20 protein-coding genes are annotated in these 23652 nt (G+C 45.2%); 1 reads left to right on the top strand and 19 read right to left on the bottom strand.

Features of this window, described 5'->3' with window-relative positions; all coding sequences use genetic code 11:
• The 15 genes from G5B11_RS07265 to pckA all read right to left on the bottom strand — a co-directional run.
• Positions 1 to 133, bottom strand: a 133-nt coding sequence (locus G5B11_RS07265; protein ID WP_173727392.1) for a formate--tetrahydrofolate ligase, incomplete at its 3' end; no start/stop codon positions are given.
• An 89-nt stretch (positions 134 to 222) separates the two neighbouring features.
• Positions 223 to 885: a DUF3786 domain-containing protein gene (locus tag G5B11_RS07260; RefSeq protein WP_173727391.1), complete on the bottom strand. Its 663-nt coding sequence runs from the start codon at positions 883 to 885 to the stop codon at positions 223 to 225.
• A 19-nt stretch (positions 886 to 904) separates the two neighbouring features.
• Entirely contained in the window at positions 905 to 2848 is a 1944-nt protein-coding gene (gene acsV, locus G5B11_RS07255; protein WP_173727390.1) for a corrinoid activation/regeneration protein AcsV, read from the bottom strand.
• Positions 2849 to 2932: 84 nt separating this feature from the next.
• Complete coding sequence (gene acsE, locus G5B11_RS07250; RefSeq protein WP_158420439.1) at positions 2933 to 3718, bottom strand: carbon monoxide dehydrogenase/acetyl-CoA synthase methytransferase subunit; 786 nt, start codon at positions 3716 to 3718, stop codon at positions 2933 to 2935.
• A 44-nt stretch (positions 3719 to 3762) separates the two neighbouring features.
• Positions 3763 to 5109 (bottom strand): acetyl-CoA decarbonylase/synthase complex subunit gamma, encoded by a 1347-nt coding sequence (acsC, locus tag G5B11_RS07245; RefSeq protein ID WP_173727389.1) that lies wholly within the window; start codon positions 5107 to 5109, stop codon positions 3763 to 3765.
• A gap of 21 nt (positions 5110 to 5130) precedes the next feature.
• Positions 5131 to 6072: an acetyl-CoA decarbonylase/synthase complex subunit delta gene (gene acsD / locus G5B11_RS07240; RefSeq protein WP_173727388.1), complete on the bottom strand. Its 942-nt coding sequence runs from the start codon at positions 6070 to 6072 to the stop codon at positions 5131 to 5133.
• Positions 6073 to 6111: 39 nt separating this feature from the next.
• Positions 6112 to 8238 carry an acetyl-CoA decarbonylase/synthase complex subunit alpha/beta gene (acsB, locus tag G5B11_RS07235; protein WP_173727387.1) on the bottom strand — a complete coding sequence of 709 codons (2127 nt, stop codon included), beginning with the start codon at positions 8236 to 8238 and terminating at the stop codon, positions 6112 to 6114.
• A gap of 258 nt (positions 8239 to 8496) precedes the next feature.
• Positions 8497 to 10626 (bottom strand): acetyl-CoA decarbonylase/synthase complex subunit alpha/beta, encoded by a 2130-nt coding sequence (gene acsB, locus G5B11_RS07230; protein WP_173727386.1) that lies wholly within the window; start codon positions 10624 to 10626, stop codon positions 8497 to 8499.
• Positions 10627 to 10696: 70 nt separating this feature from the next.
• On the bottom strand, positions 10697 to 11464 hold the full coding sequence (locus G5B11_RS07225; protein ID WP_158420445.1) for an ATP-binding protein: 768 nt from the start codon (positions 11462 to 11464) through the stop codon (positions 10697 to 10699).
• Positions 11465 to 11488: 24 nt separating this feature from the next.
• A complete protein-coding gene (gene cooS / locus G5B11_RS07220) occupies positions 11489 to 13381 on the bottom strand; it encodes an anaerobic carbon-monoxide dehydrogenase catalytic subunit (RefSeq protein WP_158420446.1) in 1893 nt (630 codons plus the stop codon).
• Between the two features lie 138 nt (positions 13382 to 13519).
• Positions 13520 to 14290: an ATP-binding protein gene (locus G5B11_RS07215; RefSeq protein ID WP_173727385.1), complete on the bottom strand. Its 771-nt coding sequence runs from the start codon at positions 14288 to 14290 to the stop codon at positions 13520 to 13522.
• A 41-nt stretch (positions 14291 to 14331) separates the two neighbouring features.
• Positions 14332 to 15264: a methylenetetrahydrofolate reductase gene (locus G5B11_RS07210; RefSeq protein ID WP_158420448.1), complete on the bottom strand. Its 933-nt coding sequence runs from the start codon at positions 15262 to 15264 to the stop codon at positions 14332 to 14334.
• Positions 15265 to 15386: 122 nt separating this feature from the next.
• Positions 15387 to 15569, bottom strand: coding sequence for a CooT family nickel-binding protein (locus tag G5B11_RS07205; RefSeq protein ID WP_158420449.1), 183 nt, complete (start codon positions 15567 to 15569; stop codon positions 15387 to 15389).
• 82 nt (positions 15570 to 15651) lie between these two features.
• A complete protein-coding gene (locus G5B11_RS07200; RefSeq protein WP_158420450.1) occupies positions 15652 to 16050 on the bottom strand; it encodes a cobalt transporter in 399 nt (132 codons plus the stop codon).
• A gap of 341 nt (positions 16051 to 16391) precedes the next feature.
• Positions 16392 to 17996: a phosphoenolpyruvate carboxykinase (ATP) gene (gene pckA, locus G5B11_RS07195; protein ID WP_173727384.1), complete on the bottom strand. Its 1605-nt coding sequence runs from the start codon at positions 17994 to 17996 to the stop codon at positions 16392 to 16394.
• A gap of 284 nt (positions 17997 to 18280) precedes the next feature.
• Between pckA and G5B11_RS07190 the strand changes: the two genes are divergently transcribed.
• A complete protein-coding gene (locus tag G5B11_RS07190) occupies positions 18281 to 19105 on the top strand; it encodes an aldo/keto reductase (protein WP_274603239.1) in 825 nt (274 codons plus the stop codon).
• A gap of 136 nt (positions 19106 to 19241) precedes the next feature.
• Here the strand turns inward: G5B11_RS07190 and G5B11_RS07185 are convergent, their stop codons facing one another.
• Genes G5B11_RS07185 through G5B11_RS07170 form a run of 4 tightly spaced genes read right to left on the bottom strand, consistent with a single transcriptional unit; the run spans position 19242 to position 23644 of the window.
• A complete protein-coding gene (locus G5B11_RS07185) occupies positions 19242 to 20255 on the bottom strand; it encodes an NAD(P)H-dependent glycerol-3-phosphate dehydrogenase (protein ID WP_173727383.1) in 1014 nt (337 codons plus the stop codon).
• 59 nt (positions 20256 to 20314) lie between these two features.
• Entirely contained in the window at positions 20315 to 20965 is a 651-nt protein-coding gene (gene plsY, locus G5B11_RS07180; RefSeq protein WP_173727382.1) for a glycerol-3-phosphate 1-O-acyltransferase PlsY, read from the bottom strand.
• 5 nt (positions 20966 to 20970) lie between these two features.
• A complete protein-coding gene (der, locus tag G5B11_RS07175; RefSeq protein WP_173727381.1) occupies positions 20971 to 22296 on the bottom strand; it encodes a ribosome biogenesis GTPase Der in 1326 nt (441 codons plus the stop codon).
• Positions 22259 to 23644: a DUF512 domain-containing protein gene (locus tag G5B11_RS07170; RefSeq protein WP_173727380.1), complete on the bottom strand. Its 1386-nt coding sequence runs from the start codon at positions 23642 to 23644 to the stop codon at positions 22259 to 22261. The genes der and G5B11_RS07170 overlap by 38 nt, the downstream gene beginning before the upstream one ends.
• Positions 23645 to 23652 lie beyond the last annotated feature (8 nt).

Genomic DNA, 23652 nt, shown 5'->3' with positions numbered 1-23652 from the left:
TGTAATCGATTTTTGCTTTGTACTTTCCGTACTGCTCCAGGTATTTGTCATCAATCCCTGCTTTTTCTGCGATCTCAGTGATCGGCTTCATTTCGCATTCCTGTGCGATTTCAATGTCAGTTTTGAACCCCATTGAATTACCTCCTTTTTATACGCTCCGCTTTTCATCGGAACGCCTCCGCATAAATATCTAATTTATTAAAACAGGATTTCCCGTCTTAATCAAGCAACTTTCAAAAACGCTTTCAGAGAACCAATGATCACATCACCCATCACTGCCATATCCTCTGCTGCAAAAGAAACTGGGAAATTATCTGAAAACAGGATCTGTGAAGAAGGCGGAAACTCCTCATCCCCTTCCCACAGGATCATACGGATCTGATAGCCTGGGTAAATAGCCACTTCATAGGCAATATCCCCATATTTCACAGGTTCTGCATGGATATGCTCCATGATTTTCTTAAAATCACCGATTCTGTTCCCGTAAGTAAAAGCAAGCCTTTTGATACATCTGCCGTCAAACTGGCGGAGATATACCTCCCCCCAGGGCATTTCCCTGTAGGTTTTGAAATTACCGGATCCACAGGACTTCATACCGTTCAAAAGGAAACGGATGGTAAGGATCTTGGCATAGATCATCTCCTCCAGCGGATAAAAGCCTTTGTCATCCTCCTCGTGGCTTACCTGAAAATCCGGATAAGTAATATGATAGACAGTGCCAAGGAATGTAAGTGTAAAGCATCTGTTCTCCTGATCATAAAGAATCCCCAGATTCTCCCCTAGTACCTGAGGATCTGCCTGTCCATACTGTTCCAGATAGTGCTCCCAGGGCATCCGCTCCTTGCTGTCCTTTTCGTAATTTAAATCTTCAATGGTAAATGGCATTTTGTCCTCCATCTAACTCTTACTTTCTGTTCTGCTGATCCTTCATAACGTCCGGAAACATTCCTGTATCTGTATGAGGGATAAAGCAGGCTCCTACAAATTCATCCATATAAGTGGGAACTGTAGAAAGCTCCATATATGTCATGTTGGAAGCCAGTTCATATGTCTTTTTCTCAGCTGCAGTGGAAAGCAACATCAAATAAGCACCTGTCAGTGAAGAGTTACCGATGTAATGGAATTTATCCAGTGGAATATCCGGGAACATACCAATATTTACTGCATTTCGCATATTGATCCCGCTTCCGATGCCACCGGCAACATATACATCATCAATCATGGATACATCAAAATCAAGGGAACTGAGCATGGTGCGGATAGCTGAGAAAATAGCACCTTTGGCACGGATAAAGTTGTCAATATCCACCTCTGTGATCTCCACATCCTTAACAGATCCGGCCTCTTCTTCAAAGGCGATCACATAGCTGCCCATTCCATATTTGTCATGTCTGATCCTCTTACCTTCACGGACAAACTTGCCCTTAGGATTGATGATCCCGCACATAAACAGTTCACTGATCACATCAATAATACCAGAACCGCAAAGTCCTACAGGTTTTGTGCCCGGTTCTCCTACCACACTGTAAGAAGGCTCCATGGTCTCCTTGTCAATGGTGCAGGCTTCAATAGCCCCGTCAGTGGCACGCATACCGCAGCTGATATCACCGCCCTCAAAGGCAGGTCCTGCAGAACAAGCACAGCTCATCATAAAGTCAGAGTTTCCAAATACTAGCTCTCCATTAGTACCCAAGTCAATAAACAGGGAAAATTCCGGTCTGTTCCAGATCATGCTTACCAATGTACCGGCTGTAATATCTCCTCCAACATAGCTTCCGATATTTGGCGCAATAATAATATGTGCGTCTTTATTAACTGCAATCCCCAGATCAGAAGCAAACAGGGAATTGGTTTTGTAAAATGCAGGAATATAAGGCTCCATACGGACAGGATCTGCATTCACTCCTGCAAAAAGATGATTCATAGTTGTATTGGATGCTACGCACATCCGATAGATCTGACTTGCACGAAGCCCGGAACTTTTACACATCTGGGCAATCATTGGATTAATGGTTTCCTTGATGATGGCATCCTGAAGCTTCTTCTTTCCACCCGGCTTCTGCTGCTCAATAATACGGTTGATCACATCCGCTCCAAAACGGATCTGTCCATTACCTGAGGATGCCTTTGCAAGGATCTCTCCTGTTTCCATATTGATCAGTACACCGGATACTGTGGTTGTACCTATATCAATGGCAAGTCCGCCGATGGTCACTTTTTCATCCATGCCATAAATATCATATACAAACAGATCACTTGGTGTTGTACGGACTACACATTTCACTTTGAAATGATTCTCTCTTAATACATCCGGAAGCTTTTTCAGCACCATATAAGGGATCCGTACCTGTTTCAGATTCATATATTTTTTTAATGCCCTGGTAAGTCTTTCATTGTCTGGCATGGTATCCTCAAGACTGGGCTCATCCATGGACACTTCGATCACATCCAGACTATTTCTCAATTCAATTCCTGTAAGTTCAACATCTTCTTTCGCTCTTTCAAAAATAGCGATTTCTTCCTTTGAGCTTAGGTCAGCAACCTTCATCCTGCTTTTATATGCAGATGCAATATCAGGCACCAGAACAGTTACATCCCCAATGATCTTACTAACGCAGGCAAGCCTCCATCCAAGATCATACTCTTCATCACTGATATGTAATGTCTTTTTACTGTCAAGCTCTCCCTCTTTTAACTGTACCCGGCATTTGCCGCAGGAGGCGTTTCCGGAACATGGTGCATCGATGGCCACATTGGAATCTCTTGCAATCTCAAGTAAATTATCCCCCGCATTGGCATACGTCTCTACCACACTGCCATCTTCAAATGCAAATGTTATCTTAAACATCAGCAACCACCTTTCTCGAAAAAAAGGGCTGAGGCCGAAGCCCCAGCCCATGTTATTTCTGTATATAGATCTTCGAACTGTAAATTACAGCTCAAGGTAAGAATCTGCATACAGGGTGTTGCCCTTGAATACGTCACAGGATTTAATTGTCTCCATCAGACGAAGGTCATTCGGGTTTACGATAGCGGAAGTTAATCCCTGCATCATAGCCATGGCTACCAGTGCAGAATCCATGATCGGACGGATGTTCTTCGGCATACCGTTACTGTTGTTGGACAGACCGCCTGTAGAATTCAATCCCATATCAGAGAACATCTTAATAGCTTCCAGAACTTCCATCTGTTTGTCCTGCATACCTTTTACTACCAGGAACAAAGGATCGAACCACAGATCTGTAGGCTCCATACCATGCTCCATACCTCTTTCAAGAAGCATCTGGCAATACATCATACGCTCATCATTGTCTTTTGCGATACCCTCGCCATTGCAAAGAGCGATAACGATAGCATCGTTAGCTGCTGCAAGGTCGATGTTCTCAATTCTTCCTGCTGCATCAGCAGAGTTTACGATCGGTTTTCCTTTACTTCTGTTGTATACGGAAATACCAGCCTCGATAGCCTTCTTATTGGAAGTATCAAGAGCAAGCGGAACATTGTCGAAATTCTCCTGAAGAAGCTTTACAGCCCATTTCATCAGGTCTTCGCCATCATTCTCAGCAGGTCCGATGTTTACATCAAGATATACAGCACCTGCATCCAGCTGCTGTTTTGCTCTTTTTAAGATCGGCTCAGGATCTCTTTCTGTAAATGCTTTATTTACGATGGGAGCTGTGGTGGAAAGTCTCTCACCAATAGTAACAAATTTTGCCATTGTATTGTTCTCCTTTACATTATTAATTTCTACAGTACACAGCCTTAAGCTTCAAGGTCTTTTAAGAACTTAACAAGCTGAACAGCTTCTCTTGGTCCTACAATGATCTCCCATCCAGGAAGTTTGGACTCAAGATCTCCCTTAAGGACAGCTACCTTACCAGGGATAACAAGTTTTCTGCATTTAACCTTTGGCTCAACATTCTCTTTGATAAACTGAGAAATGCTGTTACCGGAGAATTTACCGGCTGCCCAGGATGTAAGTACAGATAATCCACCTGCATCATTGATCACAAGGTTAAGGGGAACGCCTGAACGCTCCAACTCTCCGGATACAAGGAAGTATGTAAGAGCGAAGTCTACTGTTGTAACAACAATAGAATTCTCATCTCCGCCATTCATCGGATAAATGCCTGGCTCAACTTTCATTGGCTTCTGCGGGTCAGTGAATACGTTCTGACGCAGACCATACAGAGGAAGTGCTTCTGCATAAGTCATACGCTCCATAACGATGATGGAACCGTATTTCATAGTGAATACAGCTGCCAGCGCTGCCTGCAGATGGAAATCTCCGCTTGCGATCTTTGCAAGATTAACGATAGACGGATAGCCAAAGGTTCTGTCCTGGTCTTTCAGTGCTGCACGACGAACCTGTACAGCGTTTCCGAAAGTCTCTTTTAAATCAGCACCTGTTACGTCCAGTACAAGATTCTTGTTGCCAAGCTTCTCGATAGCTGCTGTTGTATCATATAACTCATTAAGGTCTTTGCCTGAAACTCCAAGTACAACGCCAGCAGCTGTTGCAACTGCATTCATTGCCTCGTAGTTGGAAGCATTTGCACCGTTTAATACCGGTTTGCTGTCCTTGCATACTTCAAGGGCTGCTTTAGCGATCTCAGGATCTGTACATCCCAGAACCAGAGTTCTTCCAAGACCTGCTGCTTTCTGAACCAGTGCAGTATAGGCTGCTGCATCTGCGCCTTCGTGGCAGTTCACATATACAACCTCAGCATACATTCTCTCACCGATACGGTCATAATCAACCTTCGGGATCTCAGCCAGTTTGGCTTCTACAGTGGCATCATCCATGCCTGTGCAAAGCTCAACAGCATATCTGGTCTTGTTAACAAATGTTTTCTCATGTCTGAATAAAACAGTCTCACCGCCAAGGGTAAGCTCTTCTGCGCCTGTACCGATCTTAATGGTTTTCATTGGCGGAGCGGTAGCCTCAGACAGAGATGCCAGTGCTTCCTCAGACATATGAGGACACTGCTCTATTTTCATTGCGCCCTGTGCAACTTTCATGGAGAAAGCCATACATGTCGGGCATCCACATTCCTTACAGTTTTTCTTTGGTGTTAATTTAAAGATCTGAATACCATTCAGTGCCATATCTTTTCTTCCTCCTAACTATTACACAAGTGCTTTGATCATTTTGGCGATGGTAGCCACAGACTGAGGATGTCTCAGTATTACTGCATCAGAACCTGCTGCCAGGTCTGCTGCTGCTGTCATAACTTCCATATCAATTCCACGCTCGTCCTCAGATCCCCACTCAGGCATATCTGCCTCGGAAGCAACGGATTCTTTTACGCCCCATGTCTCAGAAGCTACCGGTGTAATAATCGGCATCTGCAGCATATTATCATTCTGGGAAAGTGCTGCACCTTTGATACGATCCATAGTGGAAACAACATACTCATAACCATATCCTACAGTAGCTGTTCCAACATTCATAACGATCTTCTTTGCATCAACACCTAACTGTGTTGTTACAACGTTCAGCTGTTTAGCAAGGTTGATATCATCAGCAGACTCTGCGCCAACGATCTGGCCGTAAGCAAGACCTGCTGCTGCACCGATTGCCTTGTAGTTCTCTTCCTTCTCAGACAGAACAATGATGTTCCGGCCCTGAAGAGCCTCTGCAACCTTAGGAAGAAGTTCCGCATCCTTCTCCACATTCTTGCAGCCCTCTACAACCAGTGGACAGTCAATAGCCTCTGCAACATCTTTTACAACTGCGATCAGTTCCTCTGTAGATTTGTTAGCTCCGTTAGGATCTCCGCCATCCAGATTGAGCACAACAAAATCTCCACCTTCCATAGCAGCTGCCTTCTTGGCAATCTCAGCCATGGTGGTGCAGCCTTCATAATATGCCCTGATTCCAGGAGCAAAATCATCAAGGCCCATATCGGTGATCTCAACACCGATCTTCGGAGCGTTCTCGGTCGGATTATCAAATGTATAGAAAGGGAATGTGGAATTGCCTCCTATAACAACTGCTTTATCGCCAGTTCCAACCGTAACCGCATTGATCTTTGCATTAAATTTTTGTGGTTTCTGATTAAATGGCATTTCTAATAAGCCTCCTTAGATTATTCAAAAATAATTATACTACATCATCGGGTCCATTGACAATGCCGGATGATTATGTTCTGTTAAAAATGCAACAAGCACTTCCGGATCTGTTGCAACGGTTTCATCCCCGATCATATCCGTAAAATTGTCAATCCCATAAAGCTCTTTTGCAGTCTTATTCAAGCGTTCTGCAACTGTGTCCTTTAATTCCTTGGGCATCCATACAATACGTTCAATACCGCCTTCTGCCTTCATGAATTTCTTAGATGAAATAAAATGTTTTCCATGTCCCATAAATCCAGGTGTCTGAACACCGCCGCCAGTCATGGATGCCATCTCGGAGAACGTCATTCCAAGAGGAGTCATACCGGCATACTCACGGTTTGCGATCACCACGCCATTGGAAAATGGCTCAATACCGCAGATACATTCAAAGCATCCGCAGGAAGTCATAGGATCCTGCATAATGGAATACAAGGTAACATGCTCAAGAGCTCCCTGTGAGAACTTCTGAACTGCCTCATCCACATCTTCATAAGACCCCAGGTTCTCATCAATAGGACGTTCCTTTGTGATCACCTGACATGGTCCGTTTGGATCAAGCTCATTCGTAGCTTTTGCATCAAGCCAGGAAACAGCACCGCAAAGCCCCAGTCTTTCAGGTGTGACTACACACACATGGGACGGAGAAAATGCCTGACACAGGATACAGCTGTAATACACATCTACTGACTCATCTGTAAGAGTCTCCAGACGGGCATCACGTTTGTCAAAGGTAGGAATACCTACTTCATGACGCATCCTGGTACATTCTGCCGGATCTGTAAAGATCGTTACCTGACATTTGTCTACAACTGCTTCAAATTCATTCTTCACCTGGGTATACAGCACTTCTCCGAAATGTTTCGCACGGAAGCCTGCTTCATAAGCTTCATTACTGATACGGATACGGAACATATCCCTCTGGCCTGTATGATAAACACCCTCGATGCAGTTTATATAATTGTGGAATTTACGCTCGATAACCGGTTCAAAATCCGGCTGCATCTTCTTTCCTGCTACTTCTACCAGGTAGGCAAGACTATGTTTGCTGCCAGGTTCGAAGGTATCGATTTCCGGGCCTACGACCGTGATCTTGTGATCCTCAACCTCGTCCATGGCCTTGGTCTGTACAAGCTCTACGCAGTCCACACGGGAACCGTCAAATTCCACACGCATATCCTTACGACGGATGATCTCCCCCTCAAATGCAGAGGCAAATGCAACCGGGATATCTACTTTTGTGATCTTGATCTTAATATTTCTGGCTTCCAAAGAAACCTTATTGAAATCTGCTACATTGGGGCATGCGATCAGTGCGCCTGGTACTTCTTCAATATTCTCAGTCTCATTGGAGATTACCGGGAATCCAAGCTTGATCGCACCGGCTCCTGCAGCCAGTACAACGTCATCTACCGGCTTAAAGGCATTTACAAATGCAGGTACCCTCTCAGCGGTATAAGAAATCAGTGATGCTGCATCCCCTGGTGTTACATTACCAAAGATCAGTGCTGCACGAAGTGCAACAGATACCACATGGATCACAGAGGTAACGTCCTTACCAAGAGGAACGATACGGAGATTGTATCCCATCTTAAGCCCCAGTTCCTGTGCCTGGTCAATAATACCGCCTACCAAAGTTACAAGAATACCCTGTGCCTGGTAGCTTTTGATCAGATCTACGCCTTCCTGGGCTGTAGGTGCTGATCCAAGGATCACGGCTACGCCTGGAATGTCGCCGGTAACAAGGGGTACACCAAGCTCACGGATGATTGAATCCGCAAGATGGCCATAGCATGGCTCCTGATAAGGTTCTGCACCATCCAGGTATTTCAGTGCTTCAATAAACTCTGCGCACAGAGCTGTAGCAACACCGGACATCAGAGCATTGTCAAGGGTCTCTTCCCTGTTCATCAGGGATTTTACTACACCAAGAGCTTCCTTAAGCTCTCCCAGTGTTTTGATCTTAACACCGGTAACAGCATAGTAACACGGCAGACAGTATGCTGTATGTGGAAATCCTACAGCCTTGTCTGCGCCATTGGCTTGTACGGCATCGTTTACAGCCTTCTCTGTAAGGCCGTAAACAGCGTCATTTCCGCTGAAAATTCTGTTGATTAACATTGTTTCCATCTCCTTTTTGTATGTTAATCCAAACCTGAATCAAGAATGCCTCGGCATTCTTGCTGCGAGGTGCGCGTCATGCAATTGCATGACATACTTCTCCTGCGCACCTCTGCAATCCTGCCGGAGGCTATATCGTAAACCGGGGCAGGGGAAAATATCCCCTGTCCCGGATTGCCGATCACAAGACCAAAACTTTACCCTCCGCTGCAAAGCTTTACGTCATGTCCTGTTAAAACAGGTAAGACAAATCCGCAATTACATCATTGGATCCAGTGCAAGTGCAGGATGACCTTTCTCTGTAAGGAAGCCTACCAGAGTCTCCGGATCAGTTGCTACTGTCTCATCACCGATCATATCAGTGAAGTTGTCGATTCCGTAAAGGTCTTTTGCAGTTGCATTTAATTTGTCTGCGATAAACTCTTTTAATTCTTTTGGCATCCAGACGATACGCTCGATACCGCCCTCAGCTTTCATAAATTTCTTGGAAGCAATAAAATGCTTACCATGTCCCATGAAACCAGGTGTCTGAACACCGCCGCCTGTCATGGATGCCATCTCTGAGAAGGTCATTCCAAGAGGTGTCATGCCTGCATACTCACGGTTTGCGATAACAACACCGTTGGAGAATGGCTCGATACCACAGATACACTCGAAGCATCCGCAGGAAGTCATAGGATCCTGCATAATGGAGTACAGTGTAACATGCTCCAGAGCACCCTGGGATAATTTCTGAACTGCTTCATCAACATCCTCATAAGCACCAAGTTCTTCGTTGATCGGACGCTCTTTTGTAATTACCTGGCAAGGTCCATTCGGATCCAGCTCGTAGGTAGCCTTAGCATCCAGCCATGAAACTGCACCGCAAAGTCCAAGTCTCTCTGGTGTTACCACACATACATGGGACGGGGAGAATGCCTGGCAGAGGATACAGCTGTAATATACGTCAACAGACTCATCTGTAAGATTTGCAAGACGGTCATCACGTTTCTCAAAGATCGGGATAGCAACTTCATGACGAACTCTTGTACACTCAGCAGGATCTGTATAGATCACAACCTCACACTTATCTACAACAGCATCAAACTCATTCTTAACCTGTGTATACAGAACCTCACCAATATGTTTGATACGGAATCCTGCATCAAATGCTGCATGGCTGATACGGATACGCTGCATGTCTCTCTGGCCTGTATGGTATACACCCTCGATACAGTTGATGTAGTTGTGGAATTTACGCTCGATAACCGGCTCAAAGTCTGGCTGCATGTTCTTACCGGAAACTTTAACAACATAAGCAATGCTGTTCTTGCTTCCATCTTCCATCTCGTCTACTTCCGGTCCAACAACTGTGATCTTGTGGTCCTCAACCTCTGAAGCGTCACAGGTATGTACAAGCTCTGCACAGTCTACACGGGAACCGTCAAACTCAACACGCATGTCTTTACGACGGATGATCTCACCCTCGAATGCAGATGCAAATGCAACCGGGATATCAATATTTGTGATCTTGATCTTAATGTCACGTGCCTCAAGGGAAGTAGCATTAAATTTGCTAACATCCTCCTGAACGATCAGGCTCTTAGGTACACGGAAAATGTTCTCTGTTTCGTTTGTGATAACAGGGAAACCAAGTGCGATGGCACCAGCACCACATGCAACAACAACATCATCCAGAGGTCCGAAAGCATTAACAAATGCCGGAACACGATCCATGGTATATTTCATAAGAGTGCCTGCATCACCAGGTGTTACATTACCGAAGATCAGGGCTGCACGAAGTGCTACAGATACTACATGGATCACTGCTGTAACATCCTTGCCAAGCGGGATAACACGTACATTTGCGCCAGTATTCATACCAGCTTCTTTTACCTGGTCAATGATGCCGCCAACCAGTGTTACAAGGATACCCTGTGACTGATAGCTCTTTACAAGAGCAACACCCTCTTCTACAGAAGGAGCTGTGCCAAGGATAACTGCAACGCCTGGGATATCTCCTGTTACAAGGGGAACACCCAGCTCACGGATCACTGCATCAGCAAGATGGCCATAACATGGCTCTTCGTATGGTACAGCACCGTCAATATATTTCAGGACTTCGATGAACTCAGCGCAAAGTGCGGTAGCAACACCGGACATAAATGCATCATTCAGTCTTTTTTCTCTTGTCATCAGTGTTTTTACAACACCAAGGGCTTCTTTTAATTCTTTTAAGGTAGTAACCTTAGAACCGGTTACTGAATAGTAGCATGGAAGGCTGTAAGCTGTGTCAGGGAAGCTTACTGCTTTGTCTTCGCCATACTGAGCAATTGCAGCATCAATCGCACCTTCTGTTAAACCATATACAGCGTCATTTCCGCTGAATACTCTATCAAATAATGTCACTGTCATACCTCCTATTATTTACAGACTTGAATCATTATTTACAGGAAACCCTCCGATCGCTCATCTGTTATCAGATGGTCCCATCTATTTTATTCTTGATCTTTCTGATCTCATCCGTCACAGACTGGCTGAAATCATAGGGGGATTTCCCCTGGCGGTCTGCGTCCATTACTTCAGTATTGTAATGGATCATCCCAAGGAGATCTTCTGCCGGGATCCTGGAGCGGATAAACTCCTCATCCTCAGAGTTTCTCACTTTGTTAGCCACCACTTTCACCTGGGATACACCCAGATCTTTTGCAAGACGCTTAACATTCTTGTAAGTCTGTACGCTTCTTGCACCCGGCTCGATCACCACGATAAACTCATCCATGCTTTCTGTGGTACCCCGGCCCAGATGCTCCAGGCCGGCTTCCATGTCCATGATCACCACATCATCTCTGTGAACCACAAGATTGCTGATGATCCTTTTAAGCATTACATGCTCAGGGCAGACACATCCGCCTCCCCCTGTCTCCACAGTACCAAGGACAAGCAGTTTTACTCCGTTACAGGTCTTTCCGTAGGTATCCGGAATATCATCCACTTTAGGATTCAATGTATAGAACTGATTCCGGCTGTTTGCTCCTGTACGTTCCTCCACAAGCTTACGCATCTTTGATATCGGTACAATGGAATCCAGTGTATCCTCATCAAAACCAAGGGCAAGGCCAAGATTGGCATCCGGATCCACATCCGCTGCAAGAACCTTCTTCCCCTCATCTGCGTATAATCTGGCAAGTGTTGCCGCAAAAGTTGTCTTTCCTACTCCGCCTTTACCGGTTACTGCTATCTTCATAAGTTAATCGCGCCTTTCCTGCTATCAGATTCCGAGAGCGTCACGTTTTGCTTCGATTCTCTCGATCATCAGATCGCCTAATTTATCAATGTCTTTTTCAACGGTATAAGCAGCCTCTACCCAGTCACGAACGCCGCTGGTAAGAAGCTCTGCCACCTCTGTAGATCCGGAAACATAAGGATCTACACCAAGGAAGGTATCAAGACCTGTAGCTACTACATAGTTACCGATAGATACAGCCTTCTCAGACATCCACTCCGGAGCACATCCTACAACAGGAAGCTGGGAAATGTTAAGTCCGGAATCCTTTGCAAGCTCAGCTGCAAGGATCATCATACGGCTGATATCAACACAGGAGCCCATATGTAATACTGGTGGGATATCTGCAAGCTCGCAAACACGTTTCAGACCTGCACCGCAAAGATCCTTTGCAGCTTTGTCCATAAGGCCTGCACGGGCTGCAGCCTGTGCGGAACATCCGGAAGCGATGATCACGATATCATTTGCGATCAGCTTCTTCATCAGTTCAATATGTGCTGTGTCCGGTCTTACTTTCGGGTTGTTGCAGCCAACCATAGCAACTGCTCCACGGATAACACCAGAAGTAATGCACTCAATAAGAGGTTTGGTTGTACCAGTCTCATCAACCTGAGAGTTGGTAACACCGTCAAGTGTCTTAACGATAGCTTCTACAGAATATCCAACTGTTGCTTTATGCTTCAGCTGAGGAATATGTACAAGCTCCGGTCTTCTGTTCTTGAAGTTCTCACATGCAAGCTTTACGATATTCTTAGCTGTCTCTCCTGCGTTGTCAGAATGGAACTCAATGAAATCAGAGTCTGGCATCTGGCAGATCGGAGAAGTTGTGATGAACTTGGTATGGAAGCATTTGGAAAGAGGCCCAAGAGCCGGGAAGATACACTGAACGTCAACAACGATAGCCTCACATGCACCTGTAAGCACTACGTTCTCCTGCTGCAGGAAGTTACCTGCCATCGGAATACCACGGCGCATAGCAACCTCATTGGAAGTACAGCATACACCGGATACAGTGATTCCCTTAGCGCCCATGGATTTTGCATAATCGATCATTTCCTTGCTGTCTGCATACTCACAGATCATCTCAGAAAGGCTTGGATCATGACCATGAACAACGATATTTACATTCTCTTCAACCATAACACCAAGATTTGCTTCTGTGTCAATTGGCTTTGGTGTTCCGAACAGAACGTCAGAGAACTCAGTTCCGCACATGGAACCGCCCCATCCATCAGAAAGTCCGTTACGAAGGGACTGACGGATCAGAGCCTCCGGCTTGCTGGTGTTACCCATATGGGTCATATGAAGAGCACAGGAAACCTCACGGTCGATCGCTCTTGGCTCAATGCCTGCTGCATGCCACAGATCCTGTGTATGCTGAGGAGCTCTTTTAAGCCATCTGGAATATCCTTTGATCTTTCCATATTCTTCCTGAGCAAGTTCAGACATCTCGTGAGCAAGATCGTAAATATCTCTTCCCTCTGTCTCAACGCCCCACTCTTTTGCAATACGGATCAGCTTCTCAGGATCCTTTACCTGATAATCGCCGCCCTCTTTTGCATGGCTCAGTGTGATACAGATCTCACGGCCGTGATCAGAATGGGTAGCAGCACCGCCAGCTACGAAACGAAGGAAGTTTCTTCCTACGATACCGTGTACGTCACATCCGCAGATACCTCTGGATGCCTTTGGTGTAATACGGCATGGTCCCATGGAACAGATACGGCAGCAAACACCCTGCTCACCAAATTTACAGTGAGGAGTCTGATTCTTTACACGCATCTGCCATGCATCAGCGCCTACCTTTGCCCCTGTCTCAAGAAGACGGGCTGTGGCAGCTTCAAACTCTTCCACTGTAGTCAATTTAAATTCGCTCATTATTAACCTCCTTAATGATCATACATCCATGCATGAACAATTTTCAAAAGAGAACCATGGATGTACTTCTTGGGTATATTAGATGATCCCAGGGCAGACATCCCATCCCCACCCATGGGATATTTTATTTAAAAAAAATCAAAGATTTAATTTGCCGGCAATTTCACGAAGTGCTTTCTTTACAGGATTATCCTCTGGAAGCTCTACCGTGGGACGTCCCTCACAGTCAAACTCATAAACAGACTCATCCTGCGGAACCACTCCCAGAAGTGTAAGACCCTGATTCCGGATCTCTTCCTGGATCCCCTCATTCAGCTTGCCCTGTGGCGCACGGTTCACGATCAGTCCTACTGTATCAGGATGCATGTTGCACTCCTGGATCAGCTTTGCAATACGTCCTACTGCCTGGATGCCCCTCCTGGAGCAGTCGCTCACCAGAATAGCCGTCTGCATGCTGGGCAGTACGCCTCTGCTGATATGTTCCATACCAGCTTCATTATCTACTACAAAGTAAGGATAATTGTTCTGGTATTTTGCCAGCTGTGTCTGCAGGAGGCCATTTACATAGCAATAGCAGCCTTTGCCCTGAGTCCTGCCCATAACCAGAAGGTCAAAATCATCATCCTCCACAAGTGCATCCTCAAAACGCATTTCAGCATAGTCAGCCTTGGACATACCGGTTGGAATCGGGCTAACCTTCGCCAGTTCTGCCTGTGCGATCTCTTCCCTTACATCGCCCAGTGTTGTCTCCACCTTTACGCCAAGAACCTCATTCAGATTGGAATTGGCATCTGCATCTACTGCCAGCACAGGACCTTTGCCCTGTTCGCAGAGATACTGGATCAGCATTCCGCATAATGTGGTCTTTCCAACGCCGCCTTTACCTGCAACTGCAATAACATGTGCCATAACTTTAAATGCCTCCTGTCAATTATCATAATGCTGCAATCTTATACAAGTGTGCGAAGTCCGGATCTGTCAATGATCTCAGAAACATCTTTCCATTTGTTAAGTGCATACAGATGGATACCGTCAACACCAAGTGCACGATACTCATCGATCTGTTTGATAGTATACTCAATACCCTCTTCTTTGAATGCTTTGATCTTATCATCATAGAACATATCAAATGGCTTGCCGTCTGCATCTTTTGCTGCAAATGGATTCGGGAACAGCCAATGTCTGGAGATCAGTCTGCAAAGCTCACGATCCATTACACAGCCGTTACGTGAAAGAGCCATATTAATGGTAGCAGACATATCAAGGATCGGCATTACTCCAACATCTACAGGCATTGTAACACCGGCTTTACGGATAGCATCCAGCCAGTATTTGAACTGCTCCATATCCCAGCAAAGCTGAGTCATGATATAATCAGCACCATTGTCCTGTTTCTGTCTGAGGACTGCAATGTCACTCTCAAGGCTGCGACATGCAATGTGTCCTTCCGGAGATCCTGCTACAGCGATCTCAAATTTATCGCCGTACTGGTCACGAACAAACTTAACAAGGTCTGTTGCATAATCAAAATCACCGCAGGTAGTAGTCTCGCCAAGTGGAATATCTCCACGAAGTGCAAGCATATGATCAACGCCCTCTTCCAGATACTGATCCAGCTGAGCTTTGATACCGTCTTTTGTATTCTTAATAACTGTAAAATGTGTTACAGGGATAGTACCTGCATTCTTGATCATCTGGCACACTTCTCTGTTGGCGCCTACATTTCCGCCGCCTGCACCATATGTACAGGAAATGTACTCCGGATGATATTTCATCAGGTGCTCAATCGTTCCAGGAAGATTTGCCATTCCTTTTTCCGTCTTCGGTGGGAAAAGTTCGAAGGACAGCAGCATCTTTTCTTTCATTGCTTCTGATAATTTCATTTTACATACCTCCACGTATATTATTTGCTTTATATAACTAAAGGCCAAAAAGCCCTTATTACCTGTTATTATGATTCGCATTCGTCCCAGCGATCCTGTAGGAATGCGGAAGCCATGACTGGCTAATCACATTTTACCTTAACAATACTGTTGGCAAGATCTACCATAAGGATACTGCCTTCTACAATACGCTCATCCCCCATGATATCACGAAGAACAAGCTTATCGCCATCTACATCAATACGGCTTACATTTTTGAAGATCACTGAATCATCACTCTGTTTGTAAACGGTTGCAAGACACATAGTCAAACGCCTCCTTAATATTCACAGCTGTAAAAACAGCCGCTTTGCAACAACCGTGCTTATGCACCCACTGTCATAATTGTTATTTGCTGATCTCTTCTTTTACAAGAGTAAGGGCAAGTCCAAGACGCATATTCCCTTTCTGAAAATCAGAAACTCCCTCGCGGATGGTCTTTGCAGCTGCAGCCATGCCCATCTTCTCTAAATTGTCTGCCATCTGATCCAGCTCTGCTGCATGGTGTTCATTATGCTGCAGCATATAAGTAAGAAGTGCTACTGTTTCATTCTTACAGTCGCCTCCCTGGCAGGATGTACAATGGTCACCGCACTGCTGACCCTCCCCGTGTGTATGGTCATGCTCTTCTCCGTGCTCATGTGTATGTGTATGGGAATGGCTCACTCCGTCCGCATGTGTATGCTCATGTGTATGTTCATGTCCATGCTGTACAAGATTGCCATTTTCGTCTTTAATCAAGTGCATGTGTATGCTCCTTTCTCTTTGCCCCACAAAAGGGCAGACTTATGACATAATTTTATCAATTATCATCATTATACAACCTTTTCAACCCGTTATCAAGGAATATTCACTGAATTTTAAACAAATATTGCATTTTTTAATGTGCATTTCTATTCTTTTTTACTTAATCACTTTACCTTGCTGATGTGTTCGTTTTCTTTTTAACAATCTTTTTCAAAAAAATATTCAAGAATGATTCGGCAGCATCATAAAAAAGCCTTCCCCCACTGGTATCCCGGATAAATATCCAGGACAGCCAGAGGAAGGAAGGCCTTTATCAATTCTGTGTCAATTCAGAAATCACATTATTTCTCAGGACCTGCAGATACAAGTGCTTTACCAGCTGCATTTCCTTCATATTTAGCAAAGTTCTTAACAAATCTGTCAGCCAGATCTTTTGCCTTTGTCTCCCACTCAGAAGCATCTGCATAGGTATCTCTTGGATCAAGGATAGCCGGATCAACTCCCGGAAGCTCTGTAGGAACCTCAAAGTTGAAGTATGGGATCTTCTTAGTAGGCGCATTCAGGATGTCACCGTTCAGGATCGCATCAATGATACCACGGGTATCTTTAATAGAGATACGTTTACCTGTTCCGTTCCAGCCTGTGTTAACAAGGTATGCTTTAGCGCCGCTCTTCTCCATCTTCTTAACAAGCTCTTCTGCATATTTGGTAGGATGCAGCTCCAGGAATGCCTGGCCGAAGCATGCGGAGAATGTAGGTGTAGGCTCTGTGATACCACGCTCTGTACCAGCAAGCTTAGCAGTAAATCCGGAAAGGAAGTAATACTGTGTCTGCTCTGGTGTAAGAACAGATACTGGCGGCAGTACACCAAATGCATCAGCAGAAAGGAAGATCACATTCTTAGCAGCCGGTGCAGAAGAAATCGGGCGAACAATATTCTTAATGTGGTTGATCGGATAAGATACACGGGTATTCTCTGTAACGCTCTTATCAGCAAAATCAATCTTTCCATCTTTATCAAGTGTTACGTTCTCAAGAAGAGCGTTACGTTTGATCGCATTGTAGATATCCGGCTCAGACTCTTTGTCAAGGTTGATAACCTTTGCATAGCAGCCACCCTCGAAGTTGAATACTCCGTTGTCATCCCAGCCATGCTCATCATCACCGATCAGAAGACGCTTAGGATCTGTGGAAAGTGTAGTCTTACCTGTTCCGGAAAGTCCGAAGAAGATAGCTGTATTCTCACCGTCCATATCTGTGTTTGCGGAGCAGTGCATGGAAGCAATGCCCTTCAGCGGCAGATAATAGTTCATCATGGAGAACATACCTTTCTTCATCTCTCCGCCGTACCATGTATTAACGATTACCTGCTCACGGCTTGTGATGTTGAACATAACAGCTGTCTCAGAGTTAAGACCCAGCTCTTTAAAGTTCTCAACCTTTGCCTTGGAAGCATTGTAAACAACAAAATCAGGCTCGAAATCTTTCAGTTCTTCTTCTGTTGGCTGAATGAACATATTTGTTACAAAGTGAGCCTGCCAAGCAACCTCAACGATAAAACGGATAGCCATACGTGTGTCTTTGTTTGCGCCGCAGAATGCATCTACAACATACAGTTTCTTATTGGAAAGCTCCTTCTTAGCGATCTCTTTAACTGCCTGCCATGCTTCCTGTGTTGCAGGATGGTTATCATTCTTATACTCGTCGGATGTCCACCATACAGTGTCCTTGGAATTCTCATCCATAACGATATACTTATCTTTAGGAGAACGTCCTGTATAAATACCGGTCATTACGTCCACTGCCCCAAGCTCGCTGACCTGACCTTTTTCAAAGCCTTCAAGTTCCGGCTTTGTTTCCTCTTCAAACAACATCTCATAAGAAGGGTTGTACACAATCTCAGTAGTTCCTGTAATGCCGTATTTTGTTAAATCGATTCCAGCCATCTTACATTTACCTCTTTCTTCAAATATTGTTTATTTACCTGTTGCGCAGGTATATGATATCTTTTTAACGATATCATTGCAAAGAAGTACCTTGTTCCTTCTTTGGTTATTATTATACATAATAAAAGAATAAAATCAACCAAAAAATACATTTTTTTCTTTCAACTATATTTGACTGTAGTAGTTTTTTAATAGAATTGAGTTAACTCTTTCACATTTCTATGTTATACTAGGACATGAATTTAGTGCAGCTTCCGCACATGTATTGAGGAGGATTGATTGATTTGAGAACAACTGTTTTTCTTAACAACGACAGAGAAATGCCCCTTCTTGGGCTTGGTGTTTATAAAACAGAAGATTCAGAAGCAGAAACTGCCATTAATGCTGCCGTAAAGGCAGGCTACCGGCTGATCGATACTGCTTCTGTATACAAGAATGAAGAAAGTGTTGGCAAGGCCATTGCCAAATGCGGCATCCCAAGAAAAGACCTTTTTATCACCAGCAAAGTCTGGAATACTGCCCAGCGCCTAGGTGATATTGACGGTGCCTTTTACAGAAGCCTGGAACGGCTGAAGCTGGATTATGTGGATCTTTATCTGATCCACTGGCCGGTACCCGGCTGCTATCTTGGCACCTGGCAGGCTTTGGAGAAGATCCTGGATTCCGGACGTGCCCTTTCTATTGGAGTAAGCAATTTCCAGATCCACCATCTGGAAGAGCTTAAGAAGGTTTCCGGCATCATCCCGGCAGTGAATCAGATCGAATGCCATCCATTATGTTATCCCAGGGAGCTGATCGAATACTGCGAATCCGAAGGCATACAGGTACAGGCCTATGCCCCGCTGGCCAGAGGAGCTTATTTTGACAATGATGTGATGTGTGTTCTTGCCACTAAATATGCCCGTACCCCAGCGCAGATCGGTCTTCGGTGGGCCATCCAGAAAGGCATCAGCGTGATTCCCAAGTCTGTTCATCCGGATCGGATTGCTTCCAATGGCAATATTTTTGATTTTACCATTGAAGATGAAGATATGGCTATCATTGACACATTAGACGAAGACTTCCACAGCTCCCACGTGCCGGAAGACCTGCGGGATGTGATCTTCTAAAACAAAAGAACCTAAAACAAAAGAACTGCTGTTTCCAGTAGCTGGTATAAGGCCTTTTATCCAGTACCTTATACTGTCGCAGGAAACAGCAGTTTTTATAATGATCAAACATTAAATATCACTTCTGGTTCAGTCTTTATTCATCCCAGGGCAGAGAGGAAATCTCTACCTTTTTATCACGGAGCATCAGATCGATCACTGCATCTGCTGCCGGCTTATCTTCAAAAAGGATCTTATTCACCTCATCTACAATAGGCATTTCCACTTCATACTTTTCTGCAAGTTCTTTGGCTGCCTTGGCAGAATACACACCCTCTACCACCATCTTCACTTCGTCCATAGCCTGTTTCATAGTGTAGCCCTTGCCCATCAGATAACCGGCTTTACGGTTACGGCTGTGCACACTGGCACAGGTAACGATCAGATCGCCGATCCCGGAAAGGCCGGCAAAGGTTTCTGCCTTTGCACCCATCCTTACGCCCAGACGTCCGATCTCAGCAATCCCTCTTGTAATGAGAGCAGCCTTTGTATTGTCACCATAACCAAGGCCATCTGCAGTACCTGCTGCAAGAGCGATCACATTTTTCAAAGCGCCGCCAAGCTCTACACCCAGAATATCCGGTGTGGTATACACACGGAACACAGGGCTCATAAAGATCTCCTGCAGATACTCTGCCGTCGCCCTTTTATGGGAGCTGACCACACAGGTGGTGGGAAGACCGCGGCTCACCTCTTCTGCATGGCTAGGCCCTGACAGCACACATACATCTGCACATGGGATCTCCTGCTCAATGATTTCACTTAAAGTCATAAGTGTTTTCTCTTCCACCCCTTTGGCAACATTCACAATGATCTGTCCCTGACGCACATAGGGAGCCAGACGTTTGGATGTGCTTCTTGTAAACGGTGAAGGAACTGCAAGGATCACCACATCCGGCTGATCCATTGCCAGTTTTTCATCCTTTGTGATCAGTATTCCTTCCGGGATCTTCACACCGGGAAGCTTTGCAGGATTTTCTCTTTTTTCGCAAAGAAGGGCAACCTCATCCCCAAGCGCAGACCACAGGATCACCTGATGTCCGTTATTGTTCAGAAGGATTGCGAGAGCAGTTCCCCAGCTGCCTGCGCCCATTACACTGATTTTTGCCATAGCATTCACCTCATTTATTTTCTAACCAAATTTTAATCAAAATAAACATTGTTTATTCTTTATTCTCTCTTACCGGCTTTTCCAAGATAAACCTTGCTTTCTTTGCCGGAAAGAAGTCTGGATATGTTGGATCTGTGTCGGTATACAGCCAGCACGGTCATCAGTCCCATTACCACATCCATCTCCACAGTATGGGGTAAATCCATGCCATAACATCCCATTGCTCCAAATACCACAAAACAGATCAATGCAGTTACATAGGCACTGATAGAGCCTACAGAGACATAATGAATCGTAAAGAACAAGATAAGAAAAACGCCAGCTGCGATCAGGAATACCTTCCAGTCAAGGGCAAGAAGCATCCCTGCAGAAGCAGCTACTCCCTTCCCTCCTTTAAAATGAAGATAAAATGGAAAATTGTGGCCAAGCACACAGCCTGCTGCTGTGTACATTCCCAACAGAGGAAGTATATCCTGATAATTGTTCTTAAACAGATGATCTACCAGAAGGATAGCCAGCACACACTTAAACATATCTCCCAGCAAAGTGATGGCTCCAGCCTTTTTGCCCAGTGTACGCAGGGCATTGGTGGTGCCAGCATTGCCGCTGCCGCACTGGCGAATATCAATATGATGGGATTTTCCTACCAGGTAGCCGGTCTGAAACATGCCGAATATATAGCCGATCCCCAGACAAATTAATCGTTCCATAATCTTTATTCCTTTTCTCCCCGTTCCCGTACAATAAATTTCAGCGGAGTCCCGCCAAAATCAAATGCATCCCGGATTTTATTTTCAATGTACCTGGTGTATGAAAAATGCATCAGTTCTTTGTCGTTTACAAAAATCACAAATGTAGGCGGTTTTACTGCCACCTGAGTCATGTAAAAGATCTTCAGCCTGCGGCCCCTGTCCGAAGGCGGCTGCTGCATAGCCACTGCCTCTGACAGGATCTCATTAAGCACACCTGTCTGGATACGCATATTCTGATTCTCGATCACTGCATCCAGTGTTTCAAACAGTCTGGAAATACGAAGTCCTGTCTTTGCAGAAATAAAAACGATCTCTGCATAAGGCATAAAGGAAAGCACCTCACGGATCTTGTTGGTATGCTTGTAAATAGTCTTGTCATCCTTTACAATAGCATCCCATTTATTCACTGCAATGATCACGCCTTTGCCGTTTTCATGGGCAACACCTGCGATCTTGGCATCCTGCTCTGTCACCCCTTCGGAAGCATCGATCATCACAACTACCACATCTGCCCGCTCTACAGCTGTAACTGTACGGATCACGCTGTAGCGCTCGATCTCCTCTTTGATATTCTTCTTTCGCCGAAGGCCTGCCGTATCAATAAATACATAATCCCTGCCTTCCCAGGTAACTTTTGTATCCACTGCATCCCTGGTGGTACCTGCAATATCCGATACGATCACACGGTCTTCTCCAAGAAGCTTGTTCACTAAAGAAGATTTGCCTACATTAGGCTTGCCTACAATGGCGATCTTGGGGATATCATCATCCTCACCATCTGTGCTGTCTTCTGGGAAATGCTTCACCACCTCATCCAGCATATCTCCCAGCCCCTGGCGGTTAGCTGCTGAAATGGCAAATGGCTCTCCGATACCCAGATTGTAAAACTCGTAAACATCCATCATGTACTTCTGGAAGCTGTCTACCTTATTTACCACAAGGACTACCGGCTTGTGACTCCGGCGCAGCATATCTGCCACCTTTGCATCCGCATCCACCAGTCCCTGACGTACATCTGTTATAAAAATGATCACATCTGCCGTATCAATGGCGATCTGAGCCTGCTCACGCATCTGTGCAAGGATCAGGTCACTGCTGTCAGGCTCTATACCACCTGTATCGATCATGGTAAATGTCCTGTCCAGCCAGGTAACATCTGCGTAGATCCTGTCTCGTGTTACACCGGGGGTATCCTGTACAATGGAAATCCTGCCCCCGGCAAGTACATTAAAAAGTGTGGATTTGCCTACATTAGGCCTTCCCACTATTGCAACTACCGGTTTGCTCATACATCTGTCTCCTTCTACGTTTTTTATGGTCAGGGGGTTGGATCATTGCAGATACAAGTTCTGCCCCTCCTTCATCAACAATTACGATCTCTACCTGTAAGCTTTGGGACAACTGCTCCACAGTCATATCATCCAGAAAAACGTCTGTCTCACTTCTAAGCATACTGCATGGAAGCAATAGCTTTTCTCCAAGCTCCACATCCTTAAGCTGCTTAAGCAGATCCTGTCCGGTGATCAAACCGGATACGGTGATCTTCTCCCCGAAAAATTCATTGGTGATCTTTCGTACCTGGATCTGTACTCCCGGATATTGCTGCCGTACAAGGTCTGCATATCCGGCAATAAAAGGCGCTGCAAGAGCACCGGTTGCAACTGTACCCGTAACCTTCCGGTCATCACCGGAAAGCTGGCCTAATGCCTGACGTACTTCCGTATCCAGAAGTCGTATCATGCCTACACCGTTCTCCAGCTGAAGGTATCCATCATAGGAATCCTCATTTGGAAGCTCTCTTTCTGCCAGGATGTACCATTCGTCAGAAGCATGGACAAAATGAATGTCATACTGTTCTTTCATCTTCTTCTGCCATTTTTCAATGATCGTAAGGGTTTCCAGCGCTTCCTTTTTGCCGAACAGTTCCAGGGGATAAAGTCCTTCCCTGTATTTGGTAAGTCCTACCGGTACAACAGAAACGCTTTGCAGTATCGGGGCATATTCTGCCAGCCTGGCTAAGCTATATTCCAATTCTGCACCGTCATTAAGGCCTTTGCAAAGTACGATCTGGCCGTTCATGGTGATCCCTGCCTCATACAGCCGCTTTACTTTCTTTAGTGCGTCTCCTGCAAAACGGTTATGGAGCATCTTGCAGCGAAGCTCTGGGTTCATGGTTTGAAAGGATATATTGATAGGCTCCAGATGATACTGGATGATCCTGTCAATGTCATGGTCGCTCATATTGGTAAGGGTCACATAGTTTCCCTGGAGAAAAGACAATCTGGAGTCATCATCTTTAAAATACAGTGTTTCCCTCATGCCTGGGGGCATCTGATCAATAAAACAGAAGACGCAGTGATTGGAACAGGATCTGTAATCATCCATCAGACCGTTTTCAAATTCCACTCCCAGATCTTCTTCATATTCTTTCTCTACTTCTAGTTCCCAGATCTCTCCGTCTGCTTTTTCTACCTGAAGGACTACGTATTCTTCATTCATCAGATATCGATAATCAAATACGTCTTCTACCTGCTGTCCATTAACCGATAACAGGATGTCTCCCGGAGCCAGCTCCAATTCCTGGGCAATGCTGCCGGGAAGTATACGGGAGATCACATGTCTTTTCTTTTTTTTCATTATTAACT

It is taken from the genome of Blautia glucerasea (assembly GCF_013304385.1).
Lineage (GTDB): Bacteria > Bacillota > Clostridia > Lachnospirales > Lachnospiraceae > Blautia_A > Blautia_A ammoniilytica.
The sequence above is the reverse complement of the archived record's forward strand: the minus strand, read 5'-3'. Positions and strand labels throughout refer to the sequence as shown.

Bases quoted from the DNA above. Each gene is read 5' to 3' on its own strand.
- G5B11_RS07210 (WP_158420448.1), bottom strand. From the start codon at position 15,264: ATGAAATTATCAGAAGCAATGAAAGAAAAGATGCTGCTGTCCTTCGAA.
- G5B11_RS07200 (WP_158420450.1), bottom strand. From the start codon at position 16,050: ATGCACTTGATTAAAGACGAAAATGGCAATCTTGTACAGCATGGACAT.
- G5B11_RS07225 (WP_158420445.1), bottom strand. From the start codon at position 11,464: ATGAAGATAGCAGTAACCGGTAAAGGCGGAGTAGGAAAGACAACTTTT.
- plsY (WP_173727382.1), bottom strand. From the start codon at position 20,965: ATGGAACGATTAATTTGTCTGGGGATCGGCTATATATTCGGCATGTTT.
- der (WP_173727381.1), bottom strand. From the start codon at position 22,296: ATGAGCAAACCGGTAGTTGCAATAGTGGGAAGGCCTAATGTAGGCAAA.
- pckA (WP_173727384.1), bottom strand. From the start codon at position 17,996: ATGGCTGGAATCGATTTAACAAAATACGGCATTACAGGAACTACTGAG.
- acsB (WP_173727387.1), bottom strand. From the start codon at position 8,238: ATGTTAATCAACAGAATTTTCAGCGGAAATGACGCTGTTTACGGCCTT.
- G5B11_RS07215 (WP_173727385.1), bottom strand. From the start codon at position 14,290: ATGGCACATGTTATTGCAGTTGCAGGTAAAGGCGGCGTTGGAAAGACC.
- cooS (WP_158420446.1), bottom strand. From the start codon at position 13,381: ATGAGCGAATTTAAATTGACTACAGTGGAAGAGTTTGAAGCTGCCACA.
- G5B11_RS07205 (WP_158420449.1), bottom strand. From the start codon at position 15,569: ATGTGTCTTGCAACCGTTTACAAACAGAGTGATGATTCAGTGATCTTC.
- G5B11_RS07170 (WP_173727380.1), bottom strand. From the start codon at position 23,644: ATGAAAAAAAAGAAAAGACATGTGATCTCCCGTATACTTCCCGGCAGC.
- acsD (WP_173727388.1), bottom strand. From the start codon at position 6,072: ATGCCATTTAATCAGAAACCACAAAAATTTAATGCAAAGATCAATGCG.
- G5B11_RS07185 (WP_173727383.1), bottom strand. From the start codon at position 20,255: ATGGCAAAAATCAGTGTAATGGGCGCAGGCAGCTGGGGAACTGCTCTC.
- acsC (WP_173727389.1), bottom strand. From the start codon at position 5,109: ATGGCACTGAATGGTATTCAGATCTTTAAATTAACACCAAAGAAAAAC.
- acsV (WP_173727390.1), bottom strand. From the start codon at position 2,848: ATGTTTAAGATAACATTTGCATTTGAAGATGGCAGTGTGGTAGAGACG.
- G5B11_RS07260 (WP_173727391.1), bottom strand. From the start codon at position 885: ATGCCATTTACCATTGAAGATTTAAATTACGAAAAGGACAGCAAGGAG.
- acsE (WP_158420439.1), bottom strand. From the start codon at position 3,718: ATGGCAAAATTTGTTACTATTGGTGAGAGACTTTCCACCACAGCTCCC.